At 42.0% G+C, this 12,634-nt stretch carries 9 protein-coding genes, 3 tRNA genes and 1 rRNA gene; 10 read left to right on the forward strand and 3 right to left on the reverse strand.

Annotated elements, in window-relative coordinates; all coding sequences use genetic code 11:
* The first annotated feature begins 6 nt into the window (after positions 1 to 6).
* The 5 genes from L870_RS0112925 to L870_RS0112945 all read left to right on the forward strand — a co-directional run bounded on the left by L870_RS0112925 (position 7) and on the right by L870_RS0112945 (position 1,141).
* Positions 7 to 82: transfer RNA gene (locus L870_RS0112925), tRNA-Lys, on the forward strand.
* A gap of 6 nt (positions 83 to 88) precedes the next feature.
* A tRNA-Glu gene (locus tag L870_RS0112930) sits at positions 89 to 160 on the forward strand.
* A gap of 9 nt (positions 161 to 169) precedes the next feature.
* A 5S ribosomal RNA gene (gene rrf / locus L870_RS0112935) occupies positions 170 to 286 on the forward strand.
* Positions 287 to 294: 8 nt separating this feature from the next.
* Positions 295 to 370 (forward strand) — tRNA-Asn (locus L870_RS0112940).
* A 123-nt stretch (positions 371 to 493) separates the two neighbouring features.
* The gene (locus L870_RS0112945) at positions 494 to 1,141 is read left to right on the forward strand and encodes a sortase (protein WP_028518497.1); all 648 of its coding nucleotides are present in this window, start codon (positions 494 to 496) and stop codon (positions 1,139 to 1,141) included.
* A gap of 54 nt (positions 1,142 to 1,195) precedes the next feature.
* Here L870_RS0112945 and L870_RS0112950 read toward each other — a convergent pair whose 3' ends face one another.
* Genes L870_RS0112950 through lepB (L870_RS0112960) form a run of 3 tightly spaced genes read right to left on the reverse strand, consistent with a single transcriptional unit; the run spans position 1,196 to position 3,670 of the window.
* Positions 1,196 to 2,260 (reverse strand): Cna B-type domain-containing protein, encoded by a 1,065-nt coding sequence (locus tag L870_RS0112950; protein WP_028518498.1) that lies wholly within the window; start codon positions 2,258 to 2,260, stop codon positions 1,196 to 1,198.
* Positions 2,261 to 2,279: 19 nt separating this feature from the next.
* Positions 2,280 to 3,113, reverse strand: a complete 834-nt coding sequence (locus L870_RS0112955; RefSeq protein ID WP_028518499.1) for a class C sortase — start codon at positions 3,111 to 3,113, stop codon at positions 2,280 to 2,282.
* On the reverse strand, positions 3,110 to 3,670 hold the full coding sequence (gene lepB / locus L870_RS0112960) for a signal peptidase I (RefSeq protein ID WP_037272351.1): 561 nt from the start codon (positions 3,668 to 3,670) through the stop codon (positions 3,110 to 3,112). The genes L870_RS0112955 and lepB (L870_RS0112960) overlap by 4 nt, the downstream gene beginning before the upstream one ends.
* Before the next feature lie 530 nt (positions 3,671 to 4,200).
* Here lepB (L870_RS0112960) and L870_RS17710 point away from each other — a divergent pair.
* The 5 genes from L870_RS17710 (at position 4,201) to L870_RS0112985 (ending at position 12,528) form a co-directional block, all read left to right on the forward strand.
* Positions 4,201 to 4,557, forward strand: coding sequence for an MreC domain-containing protein (locus L870_RS17710; protein WP_037272354.1), 357 nt, complete (start codon positions 4,201 to 4,203; stop codon positions 4,555 to 4,557).
* Positions 4,558 to 4,571: 14 nt separating this feature from the next.
* Positions 4,572 to 5,141, forward strand: coding sequence for a signal peptidase I (gene lepB / locus L870_RS0112970; protein WP_028518501.1), 570 nt, complete (start codon positions 4,572 to 4,574; stop codon positions 5,139 to 5,141).
* A 28-nt stretch (positions 5,142 to 5,169) separates the two neighbouring features.
* Complete coding sequence (locus tag L870_RS0112975; RefSeq protein ID WP_028518502.1) at positions 5,170 to 9,699, forward strand: fibro-slime domain-containing protein; 4,530 nt, start codon at positions 5,170 to 5,172, stop codon at positions 9,697 to 9,699.
* Positions 9,700 to 9,768: 69 nt separating this feature from the next.
* On the forward strand, positions 9,769 to 11,595 hold the full coding sequence (locus L870_RS0112980) for an isopeptide-forming domain-containing fimbrial protein (protein WP_028518503.1): 1,827 nt from the start codon (positions 9,769 to 9,771) through the stop codon (positions 11,593 to 11,595).
* 96 nt (positions 11,596 to 11,691) lie between these two features.
* Positions 11,692 to 12,528: a class C sortase gene (locus L870_RS0112985; protein WP_028518504.1), complete on the forward strand. Its 837-nt coding sequence runs from the start codon at positions 11,692 to 11,694 to the stop codon at positions 12,526 to 12,528.
* Positions 12,529 to 12,634 lie beyond the last annotated feature (106 nt).

A 12,634-nucleotide genomic window follows, 5' to 3' on the forward strand; every position in this document is an offset into this window, starting at 1 on the left:
TGAAATGCACCATTAGCTCAGTTGGTAGAGCAACTGACTCTTAATCAGTGGGTCCTGGGTTCGAGTCCCCGATGGTGCACCAAAATTTGGCCCGTTGGTCAAGCGGTTAAGACACCGGCCTCTCACGCCGGTAACACCAGTTCGATTCTGGTACGGGTCATATAATTTAGTCGGTGCTTATGGCAATGAGGTCACACCCGTTCCCATTCCGAACACGGAAGTTAAGCTCATTCGCGTTGACGATACTTGGCTGGTGACGGCCCGGGAAACTAAATCAGTGCCGACATTATATATTCCTCCTTAGCTCAGTCGGTAGAGCACTCGGCTGTTAACCGAGTTGTCGCCCGTTCGAGCCGGGCAGGGGGAGCCAAAGTCCGATTTAATCGGACTTTTTTATTTTACGGAATAATATCTTCATGCTGTGATATTGACAATAAATCGCAATAGTGATATAATCGGCTTGTAAAATAAAAAACGAACAGGTAATTATACAATGAAAAAAATAAAGACTATATTTCTATTCTGCGGTATATTACTGATACTTGCTGCTTTGGCATTATGCTGCTATAATATCGTGCAGAATAACAAAGCCTATAATGAGTCGCAGAAGGTAATGAAAGAGCTTATAAAGCTTATACCTGAACAGTCAACACAGACAAGTGCTGAAAAAAATTTCGAAAATCCTGCTGATGACCTTTTTTCGTCATATCAGCAGGAAATCGATAATGCAGCTGCTCCTGTTCCTGTAAGTGTGAATGGCAGAGATTATTGCGGATATATAACACTTCCGTCCCTTGAGCTTGAGCTGCCTGTTATTGACAGGTGCAGCTATGAGGCATTGGAGATATCGCCGTGCAGATTCAGCGGTACTGCATATGAAAGTGATCTTATTATTGCAGCTCATAATTACAACAGCCATTTTGGCAGAATTGCCGACCTTGACTACGGAGATGATGTCCTCTTTACCGATACCTGCGGAAAGGTTTACAGATACAAGGTCGATGATATAAGCTTACTTGACGGCAGCGATTCGGAGGGAATGTTTTTCGGAAAGAAAGATTCGTGGGATATTACTCTCTTTACCTGTACTTTGAGCGGACGCAGCAGAGTTGCTGTAAGAGGCTGTAGATACGATGAATAAAATATGCCCCGAAGTAATTTTTAATTGCTTCGGGGCTTTGTTTATTTCAGTTTATTATTTATCGTCCTTTTTGCTTTTTATGAGTACGCCTAAGGTTATCAGTATAAATCCGCCTGCAGCAAGCGGTATAACAGGCCACCAAAGCTGTCCTGTCTGTGTAAGAGGCGGCAGTACTGATGTCTGAGTTGTTTTTGCAGTTGTTTTCGTTGTTGCTGTAGATGTTGAATTTGTCTTTACGGTCTGATCTATTGATGCGGAGGTAGTCGTAGCAGTACCTGTTGTGGCAGTACCGGTGGTGACAGAGGTCGTGACAGGGGTATATTCCGGGGCGTAGCTGTTTTTAATAAGGTACTGATTACTGTTAAAGTCTATTATTACAGTATAGTTTGTGGGAATATACCGCTCCACCACATACCAGTCATTTACGGGAGCAAGATCGTTCCAGCGATATTCCCAGTTGTTTTCCTCGTTAAGAGTTACTGTATCGAATATTTTGTCATTACAGTAAAGGTCAACCGTAACATATGTGGGGTGAGCTATGCTGTCGGGAGTATCGTTTATCCAGACCTTTTTCACGGTGTATGAGTCTACGGTGTTGCTGAGAGTTATATATGCGAATTTCGGATAAGCATCATAGCTGAAGACGACATCGCTGTCATTAGTTTCAAGAAGCAGGGTAGACGGAACGTAGAATGTTTTATCGACTTGCAGTGTCTTACCCACGGCAAGATATACGCCCTTACTAAGACTGCTGAATACGAGCTCACCGTTTTTATCGGTCTCACCTTCACCAACAGGCGTTAGCTCGTCAACAACGGCGTAGCTTGCAATAGTTTTAGCGATCTGCTCCACATTCTCTTCGGTTATATTGCTTGTATCTATCGGATACCCTGCAAAAGCGCCTGTAAGCGCAATACCGCTGCCTGAACGCTCGCCTACCTTGTATATACGCCATTTCATGCCTGTAAGTATAACGTCATCTTTTCGGCATATAAGCTGTATTGAGCGGTCTGTACCGTCCTCGCAGCTTACTCTAAACGGTGTGCAGAATATAAAGCATATAATTACTGAAAACATCAATGTACCAAAGCGTTTGAGTTTTTTTCGTTTATCAGGCATGAGATCACCTCTTTATCCTTTATTTGTTTCTTTCTTTGTCCCGTCTGCCCGTGAATATCCAGAATATGACAAGGCATACAAGCACGGGGATAACAATGAACGGGAGAACCTTTATCTCGTCAACGGGAACAGCGTCTGTGGGTACTTTTACAACGTGAGGAGCTTCACTGTCTATCCTGTGTGCCCTGACCAACAGACGATGAGTATTGATACCGTAAGGGGTGCAGGTCATAAGAGTGACGAGATCCTTGTCGGGTACAGCTGCCAGCCTGTCGGTTTCGTAAGGGAGTACCGTGGCGATATCGTCTACTTCATAGTCCAGTACCTCATCGAGAACGGTTATACGGAACGTGTCATTTTCGGTAAGCTGGTCAATATCAGTGAAAAGCCTTGCAGACGGAAGTCCGCGATGGGCTGATATTACAGAGTGACAGCCCTTGCCGCCTATGGGCAGCGAAGTTCCTTCAAGATGTCCCACAGCTATATTTAGTACCTCGGGACTTGTGCCGTGGTATATGGGAAGATAGGCATTTATCTTAGGTATCTCGATATATCCGATTATACCTGTACCTGTAATGTCGAGGATATCTTCGTAGCCGTCAATGCTTTTGTAATCACTGAGGGGGGCATTGAGCCTTGCAAGCTCGCTGTTGTATTTTCGCGCCTTTTCAAACTGTTTCTCCTTGTCGGCTGTGTCCATATTGCTTACTGCCTGATCGTATATGGCGATAGCGCGGGACTGTTTGGCGGAATTCCACCAGTTGCTGAATGACGGGTATATCATTATGCCAAGTCCTGCGGCAAGAGCAGCGATAAGGAGGATATTTACGATAAGATTGCGTTTATTTTTCATTTTATTTTGCCGAATGAGCCGACAGGTGCGACTTGCATATAAACTTTCCCGATGATGTTTTCTTCAGCGGCACAGCCAACGGCAGTTGAACGGCTGTCCACGGAAGTGCTCCTTTCGTCACCCATTACAAAGTAACGTGAATCGGGAACAGTAAACGGGAACGTGATATCACATTCGCCTAAGGAGAGCTCGCTTACATAGGGCTCGTCAAGCTTCTTGCCGTTTATTTCGACTGTGCCGTCGTCAAGAATGTTTATGATATCGCCGGAAGTTCCGATGACGCGTTTTACAAGCACTTTTTTGTTATGGTAGAAGGCGATGATATCGCCTTTTTTTATGTCCGATGACTTATTGCAGAGTACGACCTGCCCCTTTGTCAGAGTTGGCTCCATGCCGCTTCCTGTGATCCTGAATACAGGAAAAATAAAATTGCAGATAAGAACAATAACAGCTGCGGCAGTTACAAGTGAGCATACTGTGCCAAGCAGTGACTTCGCAAATGCTTTCTTGTATTTTTTTGTAGTTTTGATCCGGTCATTGCCATTTTTTTCATCCATGATAGTGTACGCAGCCTCTCTATATATACATATTGTAATAAAAATATAGATTAATACGATAAATCAATATCACTAAAAATAATGCATTTATATAAAATTGATACTTTGCGGTCGGAAGTCACTTTTCACCGTGACCTTCGTATGTATATTATACTTCCTTAGAGTGTGACAAGTCAATCATTAAATTTGAAAAATATATAAATAAAGCCAAATTTCGGCGGAGCGTACAATATACAGGTATTTCTTTGGGCAAAATGCTTAAAAATTAAAGGACTGAGAACGAAAAATTAACAATGTGTGAAGACGAAACTATTTGGTGCAAAATGCGCCGAGATCATCTCGATGTACGAATAGTGGTATGACTTTTCTATGGTTAAAGCACACAAAGTATGGCGTGCATATTGGTGCTATTCTACAAAAAAGAATGTATTGTGTTTAAAAATCGAAAAAACAGGTTGACTGTGTTTATTGACAAATGGTATAATATAAATACATTATAGGGGTAATAATTTATTATATGGAGAATCGCCATGACTGATAAGGAATTCAAACACCTCAAAAGAAGTGATCTGATATATATTATATACGAATACCAGAAAAAACAGGAGGAGCTTATTAAGGAAAATGATGAGCTCCGCGAGAAGCTAAAAGAAAAGGAAATGAAAATAAGCAATGCAGGCTCTCTTGCTGAGGTCGCGGCAAAGCTCAACGGACTTTTTGAAGCGGCGCAGCAGACAGCCGATGATTATATGAGCCAGCTTGAAAATACTGCGGCTGCTCAGGCTGAAAAAAAGGCTGAAGCAATAATAAAGGAAGCAAGGGAAAAAGCGGAGAAAATTATTTCCGAAGCCAATAAATGCAGCGACGAAAACAAAAATAATGATTAAAGGAAATGTGTAGTATGTCAGCTAATAAAAGAGTTCCTGATTCTATGCCCTCGATGGAGCAGATCGAGGCGGAATTGAAAAATATAAACTACAAGAAAAAATTCGTATCAACACTGCTCAGTACCGTGTCCATACTTATTGTTGTTGCAGCAGTTGCTGTGCTTGTATCCACATTGTTCTTTCCTGTGGTGCAGGTAGCAGGCAACAGTATGGAGCCGTCTTTGAAGGAGGGTGAGCTCCTTGTACTTATTAAGTCTGATAAGGTAAAATATGGTGAACTGTGCTGCGTTTCATGGCAGAATAAATCGCTGATGAAGCGCGTTATCGGACTTTCAGGGGACATGATAGACATTGACGGAAGCGGGAACGTCTTTGTCAACGGTGAGCTTCTCGACGAACCTTATGTCGAGGAAAAAGCGCGTGGAAAATGTGAGATCGAATTCCCGTATCAGGTGCCCGAGGACAAGATATTCATACTCGGCGATCAGCGTGAGTCTTCTGTGGACAGCAGAAGCTCCGCTATCGGCTGTGTGGGAAAGGATCAGATCGTCGGAAGGGTGCTGTTTAAGGTCTGGTCAAAGTAATATCGCAGAAAGGAGAACGGTGAAATAGATGAAAAACTATTTCGACAGTTTTTATGAGATAATTCATAAAAACAGTGTTAAGCGACGGCGTATGATATCGCTGCTGCTTATTTTATCAATATTTGTTTCATCGGGTGTTCTCTGGGAGCTGCGCGATACGGTCATCACTATGGTGAACGAGCCGCTCTGCGGTATTGAGGAGCATGAGCATACCGATGAATGCTATGAGTACAGGCTCGTCTGCGGACTTGAAGAAAACGAGGAGCATACTCATACAGATGAGTGCTACGAAAAAGTTCTTGTTTGCGGTCACGATGAGCATTTCCACACAGCCCTCTGCTATACAGATGAGGAGCTTACGGAAAACAGTGTTCAGTCGGAAGATGACAAGGATATAATTTCTATTGAGCTTCCTGCTGATGACGAAAATGAAAATGTGGAGCTGCCTGTATTTAAGCTGGGCAATGATTCAGTCAGGGTAATGGACGGTGAAGGCTCTGCTGTACAAGACGACGAATATAATCCTGTACCGATAGAGACCATAGATAATATCGCAAAAGGTATCACGTTTACGCTTTTTGATTATCACGATCCCGAAAATGCCCTTGAAGCAAGGCAGAATAACTACGGTATATCATGGGATTCAGAGCATAATCAGTGGGTACACAACAATATAAAATATGTTGGTGTGAATTATGATTTTGAAAAAAATAAAAATAGAAATATCTACAATGATATCCTGTTCTTTGCTTATGGTACACCTGCTTTCACAGGTGAAGTCGGTACATTCAATGTCGAAGGCAATAATGCTTATAAGAACTATCAGCGTGACTGGGATACTGTAAATGACAAGTATAATCCAAGCAAGAATAACTATGCGGGCGATTATAACAAAGATGCCAGTGGTAATACATTATCGGGAAACAGACCTGTACAGGGTATCGTTGTAAATCAGCTTGTTGACGGATATCCAAAGATAAACAATGTAGTAGACGGAACCAATTACGGAAGCAGTCTGGCTTATTTGTTTAACGACACTCCGTCGGATTATAAAACTGTTTATAAAAACGTAAACCATTTGCTCAAGGACAAAGACGGTCATCTTGTTTATAACAGTGATAAGAACTACGCTTATTTTGATAAAGATACGAACAACTTTATTATTTATAACGGTACTTATCATATCATTAACGATAATCACCACAGAGCAGGTGATCATAATAACCGTACAGAAGAGACCTACGAGCAGGCAAACGGCTACGAAATGCAGATCGGTTTCTTCCCGTTCGACCAGTATAATACCGAGCGCCGCGATCCGAACTTTGACGGCGGTAATGACTTCAATCACCATTTCGGACTTAAAATGGAAGCGGATTTTATCAATGTTCCGAATCCGAGTGAAGCTGTAATATTCAAGTACAGCGGCGACGATGATATGTGGGTATTCGTTGACGGAAAGCTGCTGCTCGATATAGGCGGTATCCACGAACCTGCGGAAGGTCTTATCGACTTTACAAACGGTTATGTGTGGGTGCAGGACGATATATACGGTCAGAGTTATTCCGAGATAATGGGTACAACCGGAATGAACACAGGTCTGAAACAATCGGAAATGCCTGATAATTTCGATGAGGACAATGATCACAAGTGGATAGTAAAGTCTATAGGAGAGCTTATCGGTTCTGACTGGGATAACACAACGAATCACAAGCATTCTATCAAGATGTTCTATCTTGAGCGAGGAGGCTGTTATTCAAACCTTGCAATGGACATGAATCTTCCTACGGTAAGACCTTTGAGCGTAACCAAGAGCGTTGACTATAACGGTCATTACTCAGACGATTATGACAGCAAGGATTACAGCTTCACCATATATGAAAAGGTAAACAACGAGATCGTACCTGCAAATTTCGGTGATGGTACCAGTAATACATTCACATTAAAGGCAGGTCAGCGAAAGGATTTCTATGATCTTGCGGAAACAAGGGAATTCTATGTTGTCGAAACAGGAATAGATACAAATATCTTCTCGGGCGTAAACGTCAACGGTGTATCAAAGGGAGCATTCATCACACCTATAGGAAACACCAATATCGTAAGCGGAGATGCTGTGCCGCTCAGCAGTATAAATCAGTATGATTTTACGAATGTGGTCCGTGAGGAGCAGACAACGATAAATGTCAATAAATCATGGATAGAAACAGGCGGAAGTTCAGGAAACAATGATAGTAAGCATGATACACATTCGATATACTTCAAATTGTATCGGGCTGATTCCCTTGATTCGGGAGCCCCTAAACAGATCGAGATAAACGGAGTTTCTACGTTTACGCTGAATAAGGGGAATAACTGGACGATGTCGTTTTCAGATCTGCCGTCACGATATGGAGAGCATATATATACCTACAGCGTTAAGGAGCTGAATGTGCCTGACGGATATGAGGTATCTTATGTCTCGAATGGCAGCGGCGGTTTAACGATCAAAAACACAGCAAACAGCGACGCTGAGTTATGGGTCAGAAAACAGTGGATAGATGCACCGCTCGATCAGCAAAAGCCTGTTGAGCTTACTTTGAAGCGCAAGAGAGTTTCTTCATCAAGCACACCTGCATCGCTGACTATAAATCTTCTTGATCCCGGCGGCAATCCTCTTAATTCTGTTACTACAAGCGGAGTCTACGAAGGCGGAAGTGTCGAGTTCAGTCTTGATGTTCCCGGTACTGTAAATTACTGGTGGCGGGACAGCGCTTACGAGGTCGATGGTCAGCAGCGTTACTATAAGCTGTCATCGGAATCCCTCGGATTCAGAAAGCTTGGCGACAAGCGGTTCGAGGTCTCAAATCTGCAACAAGGAAGCAATACGATAGATATCAAGATCATTGCAGATAATACCGATGACAGCCTGTTGCTTTTGCATCATTCGTTTACGAGAAATACTAATGGCTGGGAAGCAAACGGAGAAACACCGCCAGAAGGCTATAATTACGATGATGTAAAAAATAACGGAGGAAAATTTTACGCTGAGATACTTACAAGCGGCGGCAGTGCATATGCAAAGGGCGACGGACTTCTTGTAAGGGGAAGGACCGCAGACTGGCACGGCGTAAAGCTGAAGCTTGATCCTTTGAAATTCAAGGCAAATCATACCTATACATTCAGTGTGTATGTCAAGTATGATAATGAAGCTTCTTTCCCTTCAAATGCGGGATTTGTAATGACATTCAATGATGGCCGTGAAAGCAGTACGAGCTACAAACGAGTCGCAGTGAAAAACGTACAGAAGGGTACGTGGACGCAATTGACCGGTACAGTTACACTGCCTGATGACATCAACCCGTATGGAATGTTTTTGCTTATCGAAACCAATGACAGTGACGGAAACGAAAATACTTTTAATGGACCTGAAAAATTCCGAATGGACGAGTTTACGGCTGTTGAAGGCTATAAAGATGTTTCTGTTACAGCGAATACAGGAGAGGTTACTATCAGTAATCATAACGATGTGATATATAACTTTGATTTCAGTGACGGTAAGCAGGGCTGGGTAGCCAATAAATCCTATGGCACTGTAACCCCTGAATTGAATGTCGGATATGATGATGGAAATAATGGAGCATATACACCATATCATTTTCTTGAAGTTACGCATCGAAAAGAAACTGTAAACGGTTCGGTCGTCGGATTGGAGGGAAATGGTGCCAAAAGGCTTGTTCCCGATCTTATTCCGGGCGTAACATACCGTTTTGAGGGACAAATGCAAGGAAATGGTGATAATGAAGCGCAAAGAGGATTGCTGTCAATAGATACGATAAATACCGATCCAAACGGCGGACAGTATTCAAATACAAAGAATATTACTCCTGATCCTTTGGTATTGATCGACAAAACAGACCCTGAGAATATTAATGGGTATAATTGGGCACCGTTTGACTGCAATTTCACTATTCCTTCATATGCGGATAGGTACAATATGTTCCTTTACTTTGAGACACCGTATAATAGTAAGGATTACGGTTCGTTCCGAATAAAGCCGTTTACAATAACACCTGTTCAGCCTGAACTTACAGCAGACAAAGCAGGCTATACTCTGACCAATCCTGGTGTGGATGGTGTCTATAAATCAAACAATGATCAGTATCAGATAGCAGTGGATATGGCTTCTATAACTTCTCCACGTTTCTACAGTGACAGCTATGAGTTGGATACGGGCTTTTCCATGACTATTCCAATCAGCAGTGCGGATAACTGGGAACAGCATTATACTAAGGCTGCTTTGGGAGAAGAAACCGGCTATCGTTATCTCTACTATGTTGTATCTGAAAATGTCATTGGAGCAACGGTTGATCAGGATTATGTAATGCTCCCGATCGAAAACAACAATGTTGCTTCAAATGATGAAAGTTCACCAATACTTGTAAAAAACAAAAATATCAAATTCAAACTGCCGGAGACCGGGGGCGGCGGCAAAGATCGGATATACTTTTTCGGCGGAGTGCTCACGGCAATTGGAATAATAAGTTTATCCGCCTTGTACAGGCGAAAAAGGAGGCGAGTATGAAATGGCTTCCTGAGTACATAAACGGCGGATAAAAACAAAGACAAATCAAATAAAACGGAGGTAAATTATATGAAAAATAGTAAAAGATTTTTAGCGATGATGACAGCAGGCTTTTTAGCTATCACACCTATGGCGGCAACTGCTATGACGGCTTATGCGGTAACACATACACTTACTGTTACCGATACGGATACCGTAGCTCATACTTATAAAGCTTATCCTATTATTTTAGGTACTAAAAATACTGACGGATCATTAACAGGTATTTCATGGGGCACAAATGTTAATTCAGCTGCTTTGATATCAGCACTTACGACCAACGCTACTGCTCTCGGCATTACTGTTCCTGCAACCCCTACAATAGATGATATTGCAGAGGTTCTTGCAGGAATAACTGATGCTGACAAGATAGAAAAGCTTGCAAAGATACTGAATACCGATGCTATTCGCGGTACTACAGGAACACCTCTTTCACATAGCGATGATAACTACTCTGCAACTGTGGATGACGGTTGGTATCTTGTAGTGGATGAAACTTCGCTTGCAGCAGGCACATCATCGACCAGTACACAGGTAAGAAGTGCTAATCTGTTACAGGTAGTCGGAAATATCACTATAAATGCAAAGCACTCTCTTCCTACACTTGAAAAGAAGATCATGGAAGATCGTGATGATGACAGCACTCTTGAAGAATATGACACAAGTACTGCTGCTATAGGCGATACTATTACATATCACATCAAGACCAAGGTACCTGATCTGAGAGGATATGAAAAGTACTTCCTTGTTGTTGATGATAATCTCTCAGCAGGACTGGATTTTAATGATGATGTTACTGTCAAGGTATATAATCAGACCTCTGGTACATTATTATCTACTCTTACAGAAGATGATGACGATGATTATACATTAGACAATTGTGATGCGGATTATTATGTTTCGACTACAGGAAAAACTGCAATAAAGATAGTATTTGAGAATGTTGTTAACAGACTCAGTACATTTACAGCAGGCGATGACATCGTTATAGAATATACTGCAACACTTAATAAAGATGCAAGTATTGATCCGTCTGTAGGAAATCCAAATTCAGCTAAGCTTACATATTCAAATGATCCTAATGTAACCAATTCCGGAAAGAGCACTTCGACTCCTGATGAGCCTAATCCGCCAAGCGGAGGAGAGCCGGGCGATGTTGTTGGTGAAACACCTGAGGACAAGGTAAATACATATACAACTGCTATCAAGATCAAGAAGGTAGATCAGGACAATCAGCCTCTTGCAGGTGCAGAGTTTACACTTCAGGGCACTGCCCTTAATAAGGTGAACTATATATCGGGAACTACATTTGAAATAGATGATACTACTCCGGGAACATATTGGAAATTAAACACAGGTTCTTATACAACAGTTGATCCCCAAACTCCCGGCTTAAGTGATGCTGCTAAAGCAAAGTATGCAAATGACGGACATAAGTATAAAAAAGTTGAAGGTACAGCTTCTTTAACAACAGCAACAGGCTCGCCAAAGAGCATTACAGCAACAGTTGATGATGAAGGATACCTTACATTTACAGGCCTTGATGCAGGATCTTATACATTGATAGAAAGTAATCCACCATCAGGCTATAATGCAGCAGCTGATATAAGCTTTAAAATCGATACATCAGCAATAACCGAGAATTCAGTGACATGGACAAATTCAAACTCAACAGCTTTTTCTGCTATGGATTCTGATAATATGTTCCCGACAACTATAGTAAACAGAAAGGGCTCGACACTTCCGACAACAGGTGGTATCGGTACAAAGCTGTTCTACATCATAGGCGGACTGCTGGTAACAGGTTCAGTAGTTCTTCTCGTAACAAAGAAGAGAATGAAGGCTAATGAGGAATAAGCTGATAAAATAATAATTACAGCAAATATCTGAAATGCTTGTGCAGCGGTGGAGCTTCCTCCGCTGCACTGCAATTTTAACTACAAGGAGCTTTTGATGAAGCGTATCATTATCAGGTCGCTGCCGTTTGCAGCATTGTTTATAGGATTATTCCTGCTTTTGTATCCGACTGTCAGCGAGTATATAAATGCGCTGCATCAGTCAAAGGCTATTCAGGCTTATAACGAAATAACTGCTTCCATGAGCAGTGAAGATAAAGACAAGATGCTTGAAGCCGCAAGGGAATACAACAGCAGAGTTGCCTCAGCAGAGAATCCCATAATAGAACCCGAAAAAATACAGGGGTATTATGATACCCTTGATATTACGGGAACAGGTATAATGGGGTATCTTACGATCGAAAAGATCAAGGTCGAGCTTCCTGTATACCACAGCGTAGATGATAACGTACTACAGGTGGCTGCGGGACATCTTCCGGGAACGAGTCTGCCTGTAGGCGGCAAGGGAACTCATGCCGTTATGTCGGGACATCGCGGTCTGCCCAGTGCAAGACTGTTTACCGATCTCGACAAAATGGAACTCGGCGACATTTTCTATATTACGGTCATGTCGGACGTTATCACTTATCAGGTGGATCAGATAAAGACGGTAAAGCCATATGATATAGAAGATCTGAAAATAGATCCCGAAAAGGACTATTGTACGCTTTTTACCTGTACTCCTTACGGTATCAATTCCCACAGACTCCTTGTAAGAGGTGTAAGGGTGGAAACAAAGGAAGAGTACAAGGTTTATGTAGCTAATGACGTATTCATTATTTCTCCTTTTATTGTAGCTCCGATAATAGCGACTCCGATATTACTGGTATTACTGATACTGCTTATGATAAAAGGCAGTAGAAAAAACAAGAAAAATAACAGAAAAGGCAGCTGAAACGTCGAAAAGCTGCCTTTTCTGTTATCCTACCAATTATTATTACTACAAGTATACAAAATGTTATAAAAATTTGAATTATCGCCATTTTCTCTTGACATTCTAT

Origin of the sequence: Ruminococcus flavefaciens ATCC 19208 (assembly GCF_000518765.1) — a bacterium.
Classification (GTDB): domain Bacteria; phylum Bacillota; class Clostridia; order Oscillospirales; family Ruminococcaceae; genus Ruminococcus; species Ruminococcus flavefaciens.

What these genes read in the sequence shown, in the direction of transcription:
- L870_RS17710 (WP_037272354.1), top strand. Translation starts at nt 4,201, where the DNA reads ATGACTGATAAGGAATTCAAACACCTCAAAAGAAGTGATCTGATATAT.
- L870_RS0112975 (WP_028518502.1), top strand. Translation starts at nt 5,170, where the DNA reads ATGAAAAACTATTTCGACAGTTTTTATGAGATAATTCATAAAAACAGT.
- L870_RS0112950 (WP_028518498.1), bottom strand. Translation starts at nt 2,260, where the DNA reads ATGCCTGATAAACGAAAAAAACTCAAACGCTTTGGTACATTGATGTTT.
- lepB (WP_028518501.1), top strand. Translation starts at nt 4,572, where the DNA reads ATGTCAGCTAATAAAAGAGTTCCTGATTCTATGCCCTCGATGGAGCAG.
- L870_RS0112985 (WP_028518504.1), top strand. Translation starts at nt 11,692, where the DNA reads ATGAAGCGTATCATTATCAGGTCGCTGCCGTTTGCAGCATTGTTTATA.
- L870_RS0112980 (WP_028518503.1), top strand. Translation starts at nt 9,769, where the DNA reads ATGAAAAATAGTAAAAGATTTTTAGCGATGATGACAGCAGGCTTTTTA.
- lepB (WP_037272351.1), bottom strand. Translation starts at nt 3,670, where the DNA reads ATGGATGAAAAAAATGGCAATGACCGGATCAAAACTACAAAAAAATAC.
- L870_RS0112945 (WP_028518497.1), top strand. Translation starts at nt 494, where the DNA reads ATGAAAAAAATAAAGACTATATTTCTATTCTGCGGTATATTACTGATA.
- L870_RS0112955 (WP_028518499.1), bottom strand. Translation starts at nt 3,113, where the DNA reads ATGAAAAATAAACGCAATCTTATCGTAAATATCCTCCTTATCGCTGCT.